This window comes from Citrobacter sp. Cf118 (assembly GCF_030334095.1).
Taxonomy (GTDB): domain Bacteria; phylum Pseudomonadota; class Gammaproteobacteria; order Enterobacterales; family Enterobacteriaceae; genus Citrobacter; species Citrobacter freundii.
Genome location: NZ_JAOWES010000082.1, coordinates 157172 through 175405, shown reverse-complemented (window position 1 = coordinate 175405; position 18234 = coordinate 157172). Strand labels below are relative to the sequence as shown.

General features: G+C 48.8%; 17 protein-coding genes and 1 other annotated feature. Of the genes, 8 read left to right on the top strand and 9 right to left on the bottom strand.

Annotated features, from left to right (window positions below):
• Positions 1-86: 86 nt before the first annotated feature.
• Both OGX67_RS10500 and OGX67_RS10495 read right to left on the bottom strand, forming a co-directional pair.
• Complete coding sequence (locus OGX67_RS10500; protein ID WP_125363576.1) at positions 87-1004, bottom strand: hypothetical protein; 918 nt, start codon at positions 1002-1004, stop codon at positions 87-89.
• Positions 1005-2095: 1091 nt separating this feature from the next.
• Positions 2096-2788 carry a DNA N-6-adenine-methyltransferase gene (locus tag OGX67_RS10495; protein WP_049014264.1) on the bottom strand — a complete coding sequence of 231 codons (693 nt, stop codon included), beginning with the start codon at positions 2786-2788 and terminating at the stop codon, positions 2096-2098.
• 746 nt (positions 2789-3534) lie between these two features.
• Here OGX67_RS10495 and OGX67_RS10490 point away from each other — a divergent pair.
• Together OGX67_RS10490 and OGX67_RS10485 are read left to right on the top strand one after the other, a co-directional pair.
• Complete coding sequence (locus tag OGX67_RS10490; protein ID WP_049014266.1) at positions 3535-4113, top strand: tyrosine-type recombinase/integrase; 579 nt, start codon at positions 3535-3537, stop codon at positions 4111-4113.
• 5 nt (positions 4114-4118) lie between these two features.
• Positions 4119-4295: a hypothetical protein gene (locus tag OGX67_RS10485; protein ID WP_160311308.1), complete on the top strand. Its 177-nt coding sequence runs from the start codon at positions 4119-4121 to the stop codon at positions 4293-4295.
• A 183-nt stretch (positions 4296-4478) separates the two neighbouring features.
• Here OGX67_RS10485 and OGX67_RS10480 read toward each other — a convergent pair whose 3' ends face one another.
• The 5 genes from OGX67_RS10480 to rnm form a co-directional block, all read right to left on the bottom strand.
• Positions 4479-4946, bottom strand: coding sequence for a DUF1643 domain-containing protein (locus OGX67_RS10480; protein WP_071845323.1), 468 nt, complete (start codon positions 4944-4946; stop codon positions 4479-4481).
• A gap of 138 nt (positions 4947-5084) precedes the next feature.
• On the bottom strand, positions 5085-5807 hold the full coding sequence (locus tag OGX67_RS10475; RefSeq protein WP_049014272.1) for an HNH endonuclease: 723 nt from the start codon (positions 5805-5807) through the stop codon (positions 5085-5087).
• A gap of 108 nt (positions 5808-5915) precedes the next feature.
• Entirely contained in the window at positions 5916-7427 is a 1512-nt protein-coding gene (locus OGX67_RS10470; protein ID WP_225623044.1) for a tyrosine-type recombinase/integrase, read from the bottom strand.
• Positions 7428-7719: 292 nt separating this feature from the next.
• Positions 7720-8340 (bottom strand): L-threonylcarbamoyladenylate synthase, encoded by a 621-nt coding sequence (locus tag OGX67_RS10465; protein ID WP_003020628.1) that lies wholly within the window; start codon positions 8338-8340, stop codon positions 7720-7722.
• Positions 8337-9215 carry an RNase RNM gene (rnm, locus tag OGX67_RS10460; protein WP_032949412.1) on the bottom strand — a complete coding sequence of 293 codons (879 nt, stop codon included), beginning with the start codon at positions 9213-9215 and terminating at the stop codon, positions 8337-8339. Before rnm ends, OGX67_RS10465 begins: the two co-directional genes overlap by 4 nt.
• Positions 9216-9350: 135 nt before the next feature.
• On the opposite strand from rnm, the gene trpL reads away from it, so the two are divergent.
• The 6 genes from trpL (at position 9351) to trpA (ending at position 16019) form a co-directional block, all read left to right on the top strand.
• A complete protein-coding gene (gene trpL, locus OGX67_RS10455) occupies positions 9351-9395 on the top strand; it encodes a trp operon leader peptide (RefSeq protein WP_191229385.1) in 45 nt (14 codons plus the stop codon).
• Positions 9372-9466 (top strand) — a sequence feature (Trp leader region). Its footprint overlaps the gene before it by 24 nt.
• 23 nt (positions 9467-9489) lie before the next feature.
• Complete coding sequence (locus OGX67_RS10450; protein ID WP_071697396.1) at positions 9490-11052, top strand: anthranilate synthase component 1; 1563 nt, start codon at positions 9490-9492, stop codon at positions 11050-11052.
• The gene (gene trpD, locus OGX67_RS10445; protein ID WP_257651153.1) at positions 11052-12647 is read left to right on the top strand and encodes a bifunctional anthranilate synthase glutamate amidotransferase component TrpG/anthranilate phosphoribosyltransferase TrpD; all 1596 of its coding nucleotides are present in this window, start codon (positions 11052-11054) and stop codon (positions 12645-12647) included. The genes OGX67_RS10450 and trpD overlap by 1 nt, the downstream gene beginning before the upstream one ends.
• Before the next feature lie 3 nt (positions 12648-12650).
• Complete coding sequence (gene trpCF, locus OGX67_RS10440) at positions 12651-14009, top strand: bifunctional indole-3-glycerol-phosphate synthase TrpC/phosphoribosylanthranilate isomerase TrpF (protein WP_257651209.1); 1359 nt, start codon at positions 12651-12653, stop codon at positions 14007-14009.
• Between the two features lie 10 nt (positions 14010-14019).
• The gene (trpB, locus tag OGX67_RS10435) at positions 14020-15213 is read left to right on the top strand and encodes a tryptophan synthase subunit beta (protein ID WP_003020645.1); all 1194 of its coding nucleotides are present in this window, start codon (positions 14020-14022) and stop codon (positions 15211-15213) included.
• Positions 15213-16019, top strand: coding sequence for a tryptophan synthase subunit alpha (gene trpA / locus OGX67_RS10430; RefSeq protein WP_003020647.1), 807 nt, complete (start codon positions 15213-15215; stop codon positions 16017-16019). The genes trpB and trpA overlap by 1 nt, the downstream gene beginning before the upstream one ends.
• A 32-nt stretch (positions 16020-16051) precedes the next feature.
• On the opposite strand, the gene OGX67_RS10425 is transcribed toward trpA, so the two are convergent.
• The gene (locus OGX67_RS10425; RefSeq protein ID WP_257651152.1) at positions 16052-17524 is read right to left on the bottom strand and encodes a GGDEF domain-containing protein; all 1473 of its coding nucleotides are present in this window, start codon (positions 17522-17524) and stop codon (positions 16052-16054) included.
• Positions 17525-17710: 186 nt separating this feature from the next.
• A complete protein-coding gene (locus tag OGX67_RS10420; RefSeq protein WP_048232137.1) occupies positions 17711-17986 on the bottom strand; it encodes a hypothetical protein in 276 nt (91 codons plus the stop codon).
• Positions 17987-18234 lie beyond the last annotated feature (248 nt).

The window sequence follows — 18234 nt, the reverse complement described above, 5'->3', positions numbered from 1 at the left end:
ACTCATGATGAACCCTGTTCCATGGCTCCAGATGACAAACATGATCTCATATCAGGGACTTGTTCGCACCTTCCCTAAGTATTGGATCAATGTATTCTCCTTGTTTTCTTAGTGGTTTCTCTTAATAAGGTTTGGTATTGAGCCGGTGTGATTAACTCACGAATGAAATCACTCTCAGATGTTGCCGGGTTTAATAACCTGCTCAATGTCTGATTTTCTGCTGCAAGCCTCACTCCTTCGCCGTGGGCGTTGTCGTAGAGCGTGATCTCTGCATACCATTCATTAGAATAAGGTTGATTGGCCTTATAACCGTGTTCAATGTACCAGGCATCATAGGCAACCATTGCAGCCCCCGTGAGTATATCGAGCACGTCAGAGCGTTTTACGGGGCGTTTACGCTCCAGAATCGGAAAGCCCTGCATGTGTCCAGATAAGTAGCGGTTTGCTAAATCGCCTTTCCAGACAAACGAAGGATTAACCCACACCTTTAGCACGCCTTTCTGGTGCTCAGCTTTATCAACCTTGATGTAGTGTTTACGTTCAAGACCAGATAAAACACGATTGAGATGATCCGGCGTGGTGTTCAGTATTACGCACAGATCTGCACGTTTAATAAATGCTAAGTTTCGCCTGTCAACTTCGTTACACAATGCAAATACTTTCGTGAAATCTGGCTTGGTTAATACGTCTGCGTATTCCTTGATCCCGTTATAGGATGCATTCCCTGGAAGGTCGCCAAACTTATTAGCGTATTCACGGTGTGCCTGTTTTGATTTGGCGGTGTCTGCTGTCGAGAAGCTCAAATGCAGATCCTGAACAATGCCACCATCAAGCAAATATTCTATCGAGTCGTAGTGAAGAATTTCACCACTTTCCACTTCGACAACGTACAGAACATTATCTAAAGAAACGAGTTGTTGGGTAGGTCTGGAAAATGCTGAAAGCGGGTGATCGTGTTGCGGGGCATCTCTGAAAAAATAACCGTCTTCGTATGCTTGAATCAATGTTCCTCCTTAGTTGGTGTTCTCCTTTCGGTATTGGTCATAACGGATAAGTGCAGATTGAAACATTTCCATTCGGTCTGTATACCCTCTCGATTTTGCTGCTTGCATTGATGCGTAAATAACGTGGCGTTTCACTTCGCCGTTTACCAGGTCATTAAACACCTGGTCACTGCTGTAATACTTCAATAATGGCCTCCTTCGGATTTTGGATGCAAAAAGCCCCAGGCAGTTACCCCGCCCAGGGCTGAAAAGTTTCAGAAGGTTTTCTCCCCTTCATACTTACCATAGTACACTATTTCACTAACGTTTGTCAATACCCAAACGGTGATTTCGTAAAATATTTTTGATTATTTTCAACATTTTGCATTTTTGCTTTGCGATTAGTGCTCTTTATACCAGGAATAGATGGTTGCTGTCAATCAAAATCCGTGGTAGAAGTTGCCACCATAGAAGACAGCCCTGCCTTCCATTCACGAACACCATCTCGCCATTTCTTGAGAAAAAAAGTGAAAAATGGCGATTTTCACACTATCTTTCCCTTTAAATACAGATACCTACCAAATTCGCTATAATAGTAGAGAGATTCTCTCTCTGCACTGAAGTGCATCAGCACGAGACAATCAGTGATGATTGGATTGGGATGTTTGCACGTATGGTAATGTCATAGCTACCTTGCACCAGATAAACAGACAGCCTAAAGGATTTAGGGTGGTTGTTTGGTTGGTGGTTAATCAAGTTTGGTTGGTGGTTAATCAAGATCGGTGGATGACATTAGGCAGGAATGCCATTGGATCATTGCAGAGTGTTGTTAATGGCGGCGTAGTCGCTGTATGGCATTAAGCAAAGTTTGGGCGGTAGTAGCCCAAGAGATAGAATACCGATTAACTAACTTTAAGTTAGTTGGGTTTAATGGGGTTATGTTTGGGAGCGTAGCGAGCATAACAAGCATCTGTACAGGAGAAGCACCTTTGATAAAGGTAACTTGCCAAAAATACTCTCTCCTGTAATGGCTATCTTACATGCGCGGCGTGAGCCTGTCACCGATGCCAGCGCATAACAGTAAGGTTCCGGCGCTTCGCGTCGATTACCGATCAGACCTTCACCCAACGGTAGATCGTCCGTCTTGAAACATCAGCGCGGTATTTCTCAACAAGGTCACTCACCTTAAGATTATTCCTAAGATAGTCCTGCATCACTTTATCTTTAATGCTGTGACTATGCTCTAGGGGATGGCCTGGTCTCTGCCCCGCCACCACATGCAAGGTTTGCAGCGTATCAGCACAGTTGACAGTTATCAGAAGATCACGCTCTCGTTGTGCTTTGTGATAAACAAGACATACAACAGGCATAGGCGAACGGACACTTTCAGCACGGTCTGGATGAATAAACCTCATACCACGATGGATAATCATCATTTCATGCAAATACGGCGAAGCCCAAACATACCGCAAGAAAAATCCCGTCTGAGGTCTGAACGGAATTAAAAATATTGCTCTTTCTGGCTTGTGTGCCTCTGCTAAAAACTCAGCCACTTTAGAATATGGTGGGTTACAGAATATAGATTTCTCCTGGCTCCAATCCATCAATAAAGCATTATCTTCTTTTGTCCAATATCTATCACAGTGGCTATTATCTTTCGACGCTGCTGCATCACGAGTGAATTTGAAACGTTTATTCAACACCTCATAAATAACTTTCGGTGTTTGCCAATCGTCAGAACCATTTTCTGTAATCTTCGTTCCGTGTCTTAAATACCTGCTGAGGTCTACGCCCTGTTCTGTCATTTATTCCATGCCACTATCGCCACCGAAAGTGGCACAAATAGACCATTAAACACACTACAAATCAAGCGGTAATCCAACGTTATTAACCATAAAATAAACTCGGGAATGTAGCCTAAGTTAAACTTTGAACTTCTATTTCAGAATCACTTAACTTTTATAAAGCCTTACGCCGTGCGGCTATCATCGATCATTGTCCACAATGAGCACTTTCACCTGTGCAACATTCGTTGAACGAGTTCCCTTGTTTTATTGTTAAAATGTAACAACTCAATTTTTCATGCCAAAACCGTCATTACTGAGAATAACTCTCATCACGTGAGGTCTCATCACTACAAATGATAAATACTATCATTTACCGTGAAAATCTCTCCCGATTCGATACACTTTAGCAAAGTGTATTCTGTAACCTGTTGATTTAACTCACTCAGCACACCTTTTCATCACCTCACCATGCAAAAAGGGGTAACTCCCCGCCATCGAAAATAAATCTCTTGACAAAAACGCCGTTTCATGAATCATTTAAACAAACAATTTTTAAGTTATTTTTCAATTAGTTACTGATATTTGGGCATTTCTACGCCTGGAATGAGAGTGGCCTCGATCACGCCGTTCAGCACGTCAGGCAACCGCGCACACATTTTAATCATTCTGTGCTCTTTATAAATAACGTATCGTGTAGTATGTTGAAAATAATCATTTTCTGATCAATGATGTTTTCACCGAAACGAACAAGAGGAGAGATAAAGATGAAAGGTATTAGCCAAGCGCTAAAGAGTGCAGACGAAGTTAAGGCAGTGGCGGCAGAGCTACAGCGCAACGCCAGAAGCAATCTGTTCTATTGCCTGTGGGTGTTCATGTATGAGAGCGGGTTACGTATCTCTGACGTACTCAAGCTCAAGTATGAAGACGTAGTGGGGCAATCTCACTTGAAGGTAAAGCAGGAGAAAACAGGAAACGTGGTAAGACCAAAGGTTACTACTTCCATGTTGTCAGTAGTGGAACAACGCAAGGTAGAGCAAGCCACTATGCCAGTGAAAACTGATTTCATCTTTAGCAAGGGCGATCTCCGTAGCAAAGGCCACGCCGTAACCCGTAACACCGTGTTTGCTGAATTTGGAAAGATGGGCCGTAGAGCGGGATTCTCTAACGTGGGATGCCATACACCTCGTAAAAGCCGTGGACGTGTGATGTTCGATGCAGGGGTGGCTATAGAGACAATCGCCCATTTCCTGGGACAGACAGATCCGCGCTCAACAATGTACTACATCGGGTATGGTCAGGACGTGCAGGACGATTTAACAGAGGAGTTTTCTTTAGAATGGTGATCAACATGGAAAACAGTTACGGATTGAAAAAGCCGGAACAATGGCAACATGAAAGTTTTCTTGCCCTACTGTTTCATTACGACCATGTAGAAGCCTGTTTCATGGCAGATGCAAGCAAGGAGCGACCAAAGAATCACAACTGGAACAGAGCGAAGGAGTTGTTAGAAATCCTGATTGAATAGCTGGCTGGTAACACGGACGAAAGCGAAGTGAGAAAGGCTAGAACCGTCCGAATACCTGCCGTGGCAGAAAGTCAGCTTAATTTGCTTTTGATGTGGCTACGGGCTTTACAGGAATAATACGAGGGAGGCGCAATGCTCCTTTTCACAATACGGAATAACTATGCTCACTGAATGCCTTACCAATTAAATAAAGGGAATCAGCACCGCATCTCTATGCACAAGGAGAGGATGTTTTGGTTCACCTGTTACATTGATTTTAAAACATTTCGTATCAGAAGGCAGAAGCGCACGCACAGCATCAGAGCGATTCAAATGCCGTCCGTCATCACCCCATGCAGCAACTACCAATCCAGCATTAGCTACCGTTTCAACTATGTAGCGATCATTATCTGAACCAACAGGATTAGCCATCCTCATCATTTCGAAGCGATTTGTATGGACGTATGCAAACAGATTGACAATACGCACCCCACCCCATCCCCAGCTTTTTGCAAACGAGATACAACGGCCCATAGTGCGATCATCTTTTTCAGCATCAGCATAAGAAGGATTCAGACCTATAAAGACCACATAGGGTTTTGTTTCATCCCAGGTTCTGGTTATTGAATAGCGATACTGTTTGCAATCTGAGAACACTGCACTTTTTAACATTTCCATTTGAAAACCTTTTTTAGTTGTGTCCGTGCAAACACGGTTTATCAATTTGTTAAGTGTCTAGCAATAGAAGCCATAACGCCCCGTTAGTGGTAAGGAGACAAACGGAGCGTAGCGGCTTCATGAAATTTAGGTTTATTTATTAACTGATAATAACTCCAGAATGCCATAATGCGCTTGTCTATGACAGTTAGGACATAACGCAATCGCATTCTCAACAGAATCTTCTCCACCTTTAGAAAGCCACTCAATGTGGTGAACCTCAAGAAATGGTGTGCCATCTTCTTTCAGGAAGGGTGCATCACGCTTACAGTTTTGGCACTTACCATTAGCCCTTAAAAGAACTTCTGCAACCACATACGGGCTTCGCTTATAAACTCGAGTTGTGACTTCGGTTAGCTCTGGAGTTTTACTTTCCGTTGCTAAAATCCGCTCCCGTGTAGATGAGGGTAATTTAGCAGCAGCCTCTACTGCTTCTTCAAACTCCGACTTCACTTGACGGTAACACCATTTACCCTGTTGATCTTGGTACAACTCCCAAATTCCATGCACAGAGGGTTGATAGATTTCAAAAATCTTTCCACGCTTGAATAATCGATCATATTCATGATAACGATGAGTTACATCATCTGTTCTTCTGGCAACTTTATTACAATCCCAATGGCTTCTATTACAGTTAACAGTGTTAATGGCGAGGTTTAAATGAGTGTTGTCCCTATAATGAGGAAATTTTGACCTCAGATAAGCATCGACATTTTTCAAAGTTGCAGCTCCACCCAATAGTTCCACCACCTGAACAATGATAACCCTCATTGGTTGATCACCATACTTGTAAGTTCGCTTAGATTTTTTTGACATACCCAACCCTCATCAACAACTAAGATGTATCATAGGAAATCTATCAAGCATAATTTTTGCAACCAACTGAATTTAGGGAAAAATACTTAACCCCTTGGTGGAACAACGTTACCAGTTTATGCAATCAACTACCGGAAGTAAATCTCTCAATAGTGGTCTATGGGTGTAACGTGCTGTTATACCTAATGATTGTGTCCGACTGTGGCCAACGACAAACTGCACCATTACGGGCAAAGCTTTTGTCATTGCCCCCGAAATGAAAGTGTGACGAAGGGCATGGATCACCCTCTTCTGTCCAAATTCATTAAACTTTTGTATTTCACAAGCAGACATGATGCTATGCCACTCAAGCCCGATCTGTTCATACGTTGGCAACTCACCGAAAACAGGCTCAGTAGATTTGAGCGATTTAATACGCGCTAAAAGTAACTTTTCTAAAATTTTGTTTAACGGTATCTGCCGCACAGCCTGATCAGTTTTCCCGCCGTCAATGAAGATGTACCAGCGTCCTGTTTCTTCATCTTTTCGAATATGCTCTTTACGGATAGCAGCAATTTCGCCCCGACGTGCCCCGGTATAAATCAGAGTCAGGAAATAATCACGCCGCCAATCGGTGCAAGTATTCAGATATTTTACAAAGCGCTGCATCTCAGATTTTGAGTAAGAGCCGCCCTTATTCTCCATTACTTCGTATTTGATCCCTTCCGTTGGCGCTTTTTCTAAAATGTCTTTTTCATCTTTCAGGAACACTTTGAAAAAAGAAGAATAGATCTTGAGATGCTTTTTAACGTTGGCACTACTGATCAGATCATCTTCTGGTACATCGAACTCAATACATTCCTCAAGACTCAAACGAGAGTATGGAAGTTTAGTTCTACGCGGGAGGTTTTTAATCACTTCCAGCGTCTGCCGTATTTGCTGCTTCGTGATCACTCCAACAGGAAGATCACCGATAACACATAGCAAAACGTCATAGAAACGCTGGTTTTCGTTGGCGACAGCCACCGCCCAGCCCTTTCCTTTCTCACTGGTAAACATCTTCCAGGCGACAGAGAGCAGAGGTGTATTGTGGCTTTCAGGTTCAACCGTAGGGGATACAGCCTTTTTAGCTACTGGCTTTTTCTGCCGTTCTGCTTCTGTTAGCTTGAATTGCATCTCCTCAACCAAAGAGCGATATCGAACAAGATCACCAGAATAGAAAGCATCATAGGCTTGTTGGAGCATGGCCTGATGTAAATCAATCTGCCCCGCCACGTAGTAAGCCTGTTCTACATCACTTTGGTCAAAAGAAACTTTCTTCTTAAACAAAGTGGCAAGCAACATCCGCGCCGTTGAATCATCGCCGCTATATATACGATTCAGATGAACTTCCGTACGACCTTTCGCCTCAGTTACACTGTCAATCGGAGAGATTGCACTTTCAGGATCGATCTTTCGCTGCATCCGTCCAAGTTCCGGCATCCGTTGAGCTTCTTCAACGCCCATCCTAAGCCAATCCAACAGATAAGTATCAAAGTCTCTCTGTGTCGCTTCTCTGAAGCCGTCAATGTGCATTTTGAACTGTTCAACAGATAGTGAACCACTTTGAACAAGGGGGATGTAAGCGCTAAGACGTGACATTGTAACCTCGACAGCTTGCAAGGAATCTGTGCCGAGGCTTCGACGAAAAAATGTTCCATCTGTAAGTCGAAAGTTGATGTAGTAGATGTTACCGCGTTTCGTCGTGAATCGCGGAGTCTTGTTGTACACTCTGTTCCTCATTGCGCCACCCATTTTGTTATGTATTTCATGGAGTTAACGCTAACGTCTTGATTGGATTTGGTGATTTTTTACCTTCACAGGCGTCGAACAGGAGAATCAACGGCGCCAGTCAGCGCCATTTTAAGGCCGCGTAGTATAGCGGTTCGCGCCCTTATAAGAAAGGTTTAACGTCACCGACGCCTTCACGCAACACCACCGGAGAATCGTCGGTTAAATCAATGACCGTGGTCGGCTGCTGGCCGAGATATCCGCCGTGGATAATTAAATCCACCTGTTTCTCCAGGCGGTCTTTAATTTCTTCCGGATCTGACTCGGTAAATTCGCTACCCGGCAGCATCAGTGACGTGGAGAGCATCGGCTCGCCCAGCGCTTCAAGCAGCGCCAGTGCTATCGGGTTTGAGGGTACGCGCAGGCCGATGGTCTTACGTTTTTCTTGCAACAAGCGGCGCGGAACCTCTTTCGTCCCCTTCAGAATGAAGGTGTAGTTGCCCGGCGTGTTGTTTTTAATTAAACGGAAGGCCACGTTGTCGACAAATGAATAGGTCGACAGTTCAGACAGGTCACGGCACATCAGCGTAAAGTTGTGCCCGTCCGGCAGGTGACGGATGCGGCAAATGCGCTCCATTGCGCCTTTATCTTCAATTTTGCAGCCCAACGCATAGCCGGAATCGGTTGGATAGACGATCACCCCACCTTTACGCACGATTTCAACGGCCTGATTGATCAGGCGCTGCTGCGGGTTTTCGGGATGAATATAAAAAAACTGGCTCATACTTTCCTCTCTGTGATCTCGGGCTGCTCCCAAAGTTGCCAGACGCCTTCTACGCCTGCGGGCAACCAAAGTTTACGACCCAACTCAATCCATGGGCAGGGTAGATGAAAATCAGACCCTTGCGATGCCCACAATTGATGCTGACGCGCAAGCGTCGCCAGATGGGTGCGTTCATTGGGAGACTGCTGACACTGCGCTACTTCCATCGCGTCGCCGCGATGTTCAGCAAAATGTGCAACCAGTCTTTTCAGCCACTTAGCGCTAAGATCGTACCGCCCAGGATGAGCCAGAACAGCCTTACCGCCAGAATGATGAATGACATCAATAGCTTGTTCTATTGTACACCACTGTGGCGGAACGTAACCGGTTTTCCCACGGGCAAGATATTTTTTAAAGACATCCGCCATGGTTGTGGCTTTGCCACATTCCACCAGGAAACGCGCAAAATGGCCCCGCGTAACCGCCCCGCCATCAGCCAGGCGCAACGCCCCTTCCCACGCGCCGGGGATATGCGCTTTGTCGAGTCGTTCGGCAATCAGGCGCGCACGCTGCTGACGACGTTCCGTTTGTTGCGCCAGAAAATCGCACATCATGGGATGGGCGATATCAATGTTCAGACCCACTATATGGATCTCATGGTTTTCCCAGACAGTTGATATCTCGACACCAGGGATCAAATTTAACGCTAATCCCGAACGTGAAATTTCTTCTCTTGCCGCCGCAATGCCCGCCGTGGTGTCATGATCGGTGATCGCCAGTGTACCGACTCGCATCTCTACCGCACGGTGTACTAAGGCTTCTGGGGTTAATCGCCCATCGGAGGCTGTAGTATGACTATGCAGGTCATAAATCACTGCGTAATTCGTGTCGCTCAAGGCGGCTCCCGTTTCAATAAATGTCGTAACACGCCCATCATAGCGGTTTCGGCAAATATACTGAAATCAGGTGTTGACTTTATCCCACCGAACTAGTTAACTAGTACGCAAGTTCACATGAAGAAGGTATCTGCAATGAAAGCAACATTTTTTCTGCACGGTTGGTGGCGCACTTCCTGATTTCGGGCAGTGTCTTACGTCTGCAATTTGCAACCAGATACCCGGCCCGCCTAATGAGCGGGCTTTTTTTTGAACAAAATTAATGAGAATAACGATGCAAACACAAAAACCGATACTCGAACTGCTTGCCTGCGATGCCGCCTACCGTGAGAATCCGACATCGCTGTTTCATCAGGTGTGTGGCGCACGTCCGGCAACGCTGCTGCTGGAATCTGCAGATATCGACAGCAAAGACGATCTGAAGAGCTTGCTGCTAGTCGACAGCGCATTGCGCATTACCGCTCTCGGTGACACTGTCACTATTCAGGCGTTATCCACAAACGGCGCATCGCTGCTGCCCTTGCTGGATGCTGCCCTGCCCGCTGGCGTTGAGAATGAAAAACAGACGAATGGTCGTCATCTGCGATTCCCTGCCGTCAGCCCTCTGTTGGATGAAGACGCCCGTTTATGTTCTCTTTCCGTATTTGATGCTTTTCGCTTACTGCAGGGGCTGGTGAATGTTCCTGTGCAAGAACGTGAAGCGATGTTCTTCGGCGGTCTGTTTTCCTACGACCTGGTTGCCGGTTTTGAAGATTTACCTCAGCTTGAAGCGGGCAACCGTTGTCCTGACTACTGCTTCTATCTGGCAGAAACGCTGATGGTTATCGACCACCAGAAAAAAAGCACCCGAATTCAGGCCAGTGTTTTTACCCCCAATGATGCGGAGAAACAGCGTCTTAACGCCCGTCTGGCGCAGCTGAGCCAACAGCTTACCGAGCCTGCGCCGCCGCTGCCCGTTACTGAAGTCCCGCAGATGCGCTGCGAATGCAATCAGAGCGATGAAGAGTTTGGCGCCGTGGTGCGTGGGATGCAAAAAGCGATTCGCGCGGGCGAAATTTTCCAGGTAGTTCCGTCCCGCCGTTTCTCGCTGCCCTGCCCGTCACCGCTGGCAGCCTACTATGTGCTGAAGAAAAGTAACCCCAGCCCATACATGTTTTTCATGCAGGACAACGATTTTACGCTGTTTGGCGCCTCCCCGGAAAGCTCGCTGAAATACGATGCCACCAGCCGCCAGATTGAGATCTATCCGATTGCCGGCACTCGTCCGCGCGGTCGTCGTGCGGACGGTTCGCTTGACCGCGACCTTGACAGCCGTATCGAGCTGGAAATGCGTACCGACCATAAAGAGCTTTCTGAGCACCTGATGCTGGTTGACCTTGCGCGTAACGACCTGGCGCGCATCTGTACGCCTGGCAGCCGCTATGTTGCTGACCTCACCAAAGTCGATCGTTACTCCTTCGTTATGCACCTGGTTTCACGCGTGGTCGGCGAGCTGCGTAACGATCTGGATGTGCTGCACGCTTACCGCGCCTGTATGAATATGGGCACGTTAAGCGGAGCGCCAAAAGTTCGCGCTATGCAGCTTATCGCCGAGGCAGAAGGTCGTCGCCGTGGCAGCTACGGCGGCGCGGTAGGTTACTTCACGGCTCATGGCGATCTGGATACCTGTATTGTCATTCGTTCCGCCCTCGTGGAAGACGGTATTGCCACCGTACAAGCCGGTGCCGGAATTGTTCTGGATTCTGTACCGCAGTCTGAAGCCGATGAAACCCGTAATAAAGCGCGCGCGGTTCTGCGTGCTATCGCCACCGCGCACCACGCACAGGAGACCTTCTAATGGCTGACATTCTGCTGCTCGATAATATCGACTCTTTTACCTATAACCTGGCGGATCAGCTGCGTACTAATGGTCACAACGTGGTGATTTACCGCAACCATATTCCGGCCCAGACGTTGATTGACCGCTTAGCAACGATGAAAAATCCTGTGCTGATGCTCTCTCCAGGCCCAGGTGCGCCAAGCGAAGCAGGTTGCATGCCGGAGCTGTTAACCCGTCTGCGCGGCAAGCTGCCAATCATCGGCATTTGTCTGGGACATCAGGCCATTGTTGAGGCCTATGGTGGATATGTGGGCCAGGCTGGAGAAATCCTGCACGGCAAAGCGTCCAGCATTGAACACGACGGTCAGGCAATGTTTGCTGGTCTGGCTAATCCGCTGCCGGTGGCACGCTATCATTCGCTGGTTGGCAGCAACGTTCCGGCAGGATTAACCATTAACGCCCACTTTAACGGCATGGTGATGGCGGTGCGTCACGATACCGATCGCGTCTGCGGCTTCCAGTTCCATCCGGAGTCCATTCTGACCACCCAGGGCGCGCGTCTGTTGGAACAAACGCTGGCCTGGGCGCAACAGAAGCTTGAACAAACCAATACGCTGCAACCAATTCTGGAGAAACTGTACCAGGCGCAGACGCTGTCTCAGCAGGAAAGCCACCAGCTGTTCTCCGCCGTGGTCCGCGGTGAACTGAAGCCGGAACAACTGGCTGCGGCGCTGGTGAGCATGAAAATCCGTGGCGAACACCCGAATGAAATTGCCGGTGCGGCAACCGCGCTACTAGAAAACGCCTCTCCGTTCCCGCGTCCTGATTATCTGTTTGCCGATATTGTCGGTACCGGCGGCGACGGCAGCAACAGCATCAATATTTCTACCGCCAGCGCCTTTGTTGCAGCGGCTTGCGGACTGAAAGTTGCCAAACACGGCAACCGCAGCGTCTCCAGCAAGTCAGGCTCTTCGGATCTGTTAGCGGCATTTGGCATCAATCTGGATATGAACGCCGACAAATCACGTCAGGCGCTTGACGATCTCGGCGTGTGCTTTCTGTTTGCGCCGAAATACCACACCGGTTTTCGCCATGCCATGCCGGTACGCCAGCAGTTGAAAACCCGCACGCTGTTTAACGTGCTCGGCCCGTTGATTAACCCGGCACATCCGCCGCTGGCGCTGATCGGCGTTTACAGCCCGGAGCTGGTGCTGCCGATTGCCGAAACGCTGCGCGTGCTCGGATATCAGCGGGCAGCCGTAGTGCACAGTGGTGGCATGGACGAAGTTTCGCTGCATGCACCGACCATTGTGGCAGAGCTGCACGATGGGGAAATCAAGAGTTATCAACTGACGGCAGAAGACTTTGGCCTGACGCCTTACCACCAGGAACAGCTGGCTGGCGGCACGCCGGAAGAAAACCGTGACATTCTTAGTCGCTTGTTACAAGGTAAAGGTGAAGCCGCTCATGAAGCCGCTGTTGCCGCGAATGTCGCCATGTTAATGCGCTTGCACGGTGAAGAAGATTTAAAAGCCAATGCGCAAACCGTGATTAATGTACTGCGCAGCGGTGCGGCCTATGACCGTGTCACTGCACTGGCAGCAAGAGGGTAAATGATGCAAACCGTTTTAGCGAAAATTGTCGCAGACAAGGCGATTTGGGTAGAAGCCCGCAAACAGCAACAACCGCTGGCCAGCTTTCAAAATGATGTTCAACCCAGCTCTCGTGATTTCTACGATGCGCTGCAAGGTGCGCGCACCGCCTTTATTCTGGAATGTAAAAAAGCATCTCCGTCAAAAGGCGTGATCCGTGATGACTTCGATCCGGCACAGATTGCGGGCGTATATAAACATTATGCTTCCGCGATTTCCGTACTGACCGATGAGAAATATTTCCAGGGCAGTTTTGATTTCCTGCCTATCGTCAGCCGCATCGCGCCGCAACCTGTTCTGTGTAAGGACTTTATTATCGATCCTTACCAGATTTACCTGGCGCGTTTCTACCAGGCGGACGCCTGTTTGTTGATGCTGTCGGTCCTCGATGATGAACAATATCGTCAACTCGCCGCCGTCGCCCACAGCCTGAAAATGGGCGTACTGACCGAAGTCAGCAACGAAGAAGAGCTGGAGCGTGCTATCGCACTGGGCGCCAAAGTCGTTGGTATCAACAACCGCGATTTACGCGACTTGTCGATTGATTTGAATCGCACCCGCCAGCTTGCGCCGCGACTGGGCCACGGTGTGACCGTCATCAGCGAGTCCGGGATCAATACCTATGGACAGGTGCGCGAACTCAGCCACTTCGCCAACGGTTTTCTGATTGGTTCCGCGCTGATGTCGCATGATGATCTGCACGCTGCCGTGCGTCGCGTACTGCTCGGCGAGAATAAAGTCTGCGGTTTAACCCGGGCTCAGGATGCCAACGCGGCGTATAAATCTGGCGCGATTTATGGCGGACTGATTTTTGTACCCACATCGCCACGCGCGGTTAGCGTTGAGCAAGCGCGAGAGGTCATGACCGGCGCGCCGCTGCAATACGTCGGGGTGTTTCGCAACACAGATATTATCGATGTACGTGAAACAGCGGCTGCTCTGGGACTCACGGCCGTGCAACTGCATGGTAGCGAAGATCAGACCTACGTAGACGCGCTACGCAATGCGCTACCCGCACAGGTACAAATCTGGAAGGCGCTCAGCGTCAGCGATAAGTTGCCAGCCCGGGATTATCAGCATGTCGATAAATACGTATTCGACAACGGTCAGGGCGGCAGCGGGCAACGCTTCGACTGGTCACTTTTAGGCGGACAATCGCTGGATAACGTATTACTGGCTGGCGGACTTGGCGCAGATAACTGCGTTGACGCGGCAAAAACCGGCTGTGCCGGTCTCGATTTCAATTCTGGCGTAGAGTCACAGCCGGGCATCAAAGATGCACGTCTTCTGGCTTCGGTCTTTCAGACGCTGCGCGCATATTAAGGAAAAGGACATGACAACATTACTCAATCCGTATTTTGGTGAATTTGGCGGTATGTATGTGCCACAGATTCTGATGCCTGCCCTGCGCCAGCTGGAAGAAGCTTTTGTCAGCGCGCAAAAAGATCCTGAATTTCAGGCGCAGTTTACAGACCTGCTGAAAAACTATGCGGGTCGCCCAACCGCACTGACCAAGTGCCAGAACATTACTCAAGGCACCAACACGACGCTGTATCTCAAGCGTGAAGATTTGCTGCACGGCGGCGCGCACAAAACCAACCAGGTGCTGGGCCAGGCGTTGTTGGCGAAGCGCATGGGTAAAACGGAAATTATCGCCGAAACAGGCGCGGGGCAGCACGGTGTTGCATCTGCTCTCGCCAGCGCACTACTGGGGTTGAAATGCCGTATTTACATGGGCGCGAAAGATGTTGAACGTCAGTCGCCGAACGTTTTCCGTATGCGTTTGATGGGTGCAGAAGTTATCCCCGTTCACAGCGGTTCCGCAACGCTGAAAGATGCCTGTAACGAAGCGCTGCGCGACTGGTCTGGCAGCTACGATACTGCGCACTATATGCTCGGTACAGCGGCAGGTCCGCACCCCTTCCCGACTATTGTGCGTGAGTTCCAGCGGATGATCGGTGAAGAAACCAAGGCGCAGATTCTGGAAAAAGAAGGTCGTCTGCCGGACGCCGTTATCGCCTGCGTGGGTGGCGGTTCTAACGCCATCGGTATGTTCGCCGATTTTATTAATGAAACCAGCGTCGGTCTGATTGGCGTAGAGCCAGGCGGTCACGGGATTGAGTCTGGAGAACACGGCGCGCCGTTGAAACATGGTCGTGTCGGGATTTACTTCGGCATGAAGTCCCCGATGATGCAGACCGAAGAAGGACAGATTGAAGAGTCTTACTCTATTTCCGCCGGACTCGATTTCCCGTCGGTCGGGCCACAGCATGCGTACCTGAACAGCATTGGTCGCGCCGATTATGTTTCAATAACCGATGATGAAGCACTGGAAGCCTTCAAAACGCTGTGTCTGCACGAGGGGATTATTCCGGCACTGGAGTCCTCCCATGCCCTGGCGCACGCGTTGAAAATGATGCGTGAAAATCCGGAAAAAGAGCAGTTACTGGTGGTTAATCTCTCCGGTCGCGGCGACAAAGACATTTTCACCGTACACGATATTCTGAAAGCGCGAGGGGAAATCTGATGGAACGTTACGAAAACCTGTTTGCGCAGCTGAAGGACCGCAAAGAAGGTGCTTTTGTCCCCTTCGTAACCCTGGGCGATCCGTCTGTTGAGCAGTCACTGAAAATCATTGATACGCTGATTGAAGCTGGTGCCGACGCGCTTGAACTCGGCATTCCGTTCTCCGATCCGCTGGCCGATGGCCCAACCATTCAGGAAGCCACTCTGCGTGCGTTTGCCGCCGGCGTCACACCATCGCAATGCTTTGAAATGCTGGCGCTGATTCGCCAGAAGCATCCGACAATTCCCATTGGGTTGCTGATGTATGCCAACCTGGTCTTCAGCAAGGGCATTGACGAGTTTTACGCCCAGTGCGAAAAAGTGGGTGTGGATTCTGTGTTGGTAGCCGATGTCCCTGTTGAGGAGTCTGCGCCATTCAGAACTGCTGCACTGCGTCACAACATCGCACCGATTTTCATCTGCCCGCCGAACGCTGATGAAGAACTGCTACGCCAGATTGCCTCTTACGGTCGCGGCTACACTTATCTGCTTTCACGTGCAGGCGTGACCGGTGCCGAAAATCGTGCGGCATTACCGCTGCATCATTTGGTTGAAAAGCTGAAACAATATGATGCTCCGCCTTCTTTACAGGGCTTCGGTATCTCTGCGCCTGAACAGGTAGCCGGAGCTATTGAAGCCGGTGCTGCCGGTGCAATTTCCGGCTCGGCAATTGTGAAAATCATTGAGAAAAATGTTGCGGCACCGGAACAGATGCTGGCTGAGCTGAAAGCGTTTGTCAGCACGATGAAAGCCGCCACCCACCAGTAAGTTAAATCAACCGCCAGAGACGTCTGGCGGTTTCACCCTTCTTCCGTGTGCTTCATTCTATACATAGCGCTATCCGCATTCTGAATGGCCACATCCAGTTCACCGTTCACCTCTGCAATTCCCCACGATACTGACAATGGCACGGTATGCCCATCCACCACAAACACATGACTGGTCACCTGCCCGCTAATACGTTGCGCGATTGCTATGGCGTCAGTTGCCTGCGATCGAAACAGCAGGATCATAAATTCATCCCCGCCGGTACGAATCACAATATCGTGGCTGGTGCGGGTGTTTGACAGCATCCTGTTGGCGATAATTTGCAACGCGCGATCGCCCGCCGCGTGGCCCCAGGTATCATTGACGGCCTTAAATTTATTGCAGTCCAGTAGCACCACCGAACAGTGTGATAAATCCCGACGCTTGATAATGTCGAGTATTCGGCGGTTAAAACAGCCGGTCAGAGTATCGATATAAACCTTGAGGTCGCTTTCGTTTAGCCATGACTTTAACGAGAAGCTAATGATGATGAAAAAGAACGGCGCCAGCAGGATAACAATCCCGGCATGTGTATCGCGCGCCATAAAACGGCCTAATGAAAGCGAATAGTGCAGCGCATATTTCTCCGAAAAATTGCGTATCAAATAGCTGGATTGCCCCGCACATTTGCCGGATAAGCAGAGGCTCTCTTTGTTGGTCAGATTCACTAACTCCACGTTCAATCCGGGAAGGATTTGATTATCAAACGCCTCGGCTAACGCTTCCTGCAGCTCAGGCTTCGAATGATCATAGACCAGATAGGCAACGATTTGGTCTGATATCTCCTTACCCGACAGATCATAGATATAGCTCACTACGCTGTAGGCTTTTTCACCGGTAATTTTATCGGTATAGAAGTTTGTTGAACTGAGAGCTTTATTTTTGACGTTTTTTTGCAACAACCGGGTATAGAAATCGGTGGGCGGATAGAAAAAATGCGTTATATCCATCGCCATTTCGGAGTCAGAAAAACTGAAATTGCGCGAGTCAGAAGCCATAAACCAATAAAAATAATCTGAATTGCTGGCGATAATGTAACGGTGCGCATCGAAGCTGCCTGGATTTAGCTCATTAACCATTCCGCGAATGAACTCCGCCGCAGTATACATACACAGCGCATTATGGCTGGGTTGCTGAGCAATAATCGTCCCCGTTGCAGAATGAACCCGCTTTGGGTCGGCGTTAATTCCCCATTCATCTTTGTTTCGCGGAACAAACTGCGCCATAACACCACACTGTTCGCCGGTTTTGATGTGGTAATAACGCTCGCCAATCGCATCGGCAATCAGTTCATTATCGTTAAAAATGTCCAACATGTGAGCTTGCAGGCGGCTAACACCTTCACTGGCGGCCGCCATACGCTGTTCATAAATGATAAACAGAAACAACGAGGTAAAAATCAACGTAATGAGCCCGGATACCAGCAGAGCCTGCCTGTTTCTGAGCTTATCCTGCACAATCTTCACGAGTCCACCCTGATAGTTAACAGTATTGCCAAATCGGTTACCCGTTTATGTTGTTGCATAACAGCGTTGTACGTTGATAGAGAATGTTTGCCACTCCGAAGCAGGTACGTTGATGTAGCCCGCAATCGCGCGCTTAGGTTACAGATTTATACAACAAAAGCACATATTTGTTAACATAAGCGCAAACTAATCATCACCTTCGATAGGATACCCTGCCCGCCGGATGGCCTCGCGGCAGTCGTTTACGCCTGCGGCATAGCCCGCCTCAATCTCACAAACCGGACTTGCGCTGCAATAAGGTAGTGTAACCGGAGTCGCAATAAGTTTCTCCAGCGCCTCAATTTTATCCATGTAAAGCAATAATTCACGTGCAACACTCACGGCAAACGCTGCCGTTTGATCCTCGTAGAACGGTTCCAGAAGTGTGATTTTTTGCTGTAGCAGATGGCGGGTCAACATCATCAGCAATACCCTCAAAGTTGGTTTGCTTAAAGAGTAGCACTACATCAAAGGGGAGAAAGGCAGGATGTTTTCCCCAGAATTTTTTAAATGAAGAACGAGGGGAATTTTTCCTGGTTGCTAACCACGGGCAGGTATGCCCGGAATCTATACAGTTCAGTCGTTTTGGTTGTGCAACCATTAATGAAGTTGACTTCAAAAAGTCCCTTGCGAGACACTGAAGTAAAGCATGCCAAATATGGGTGAACTTG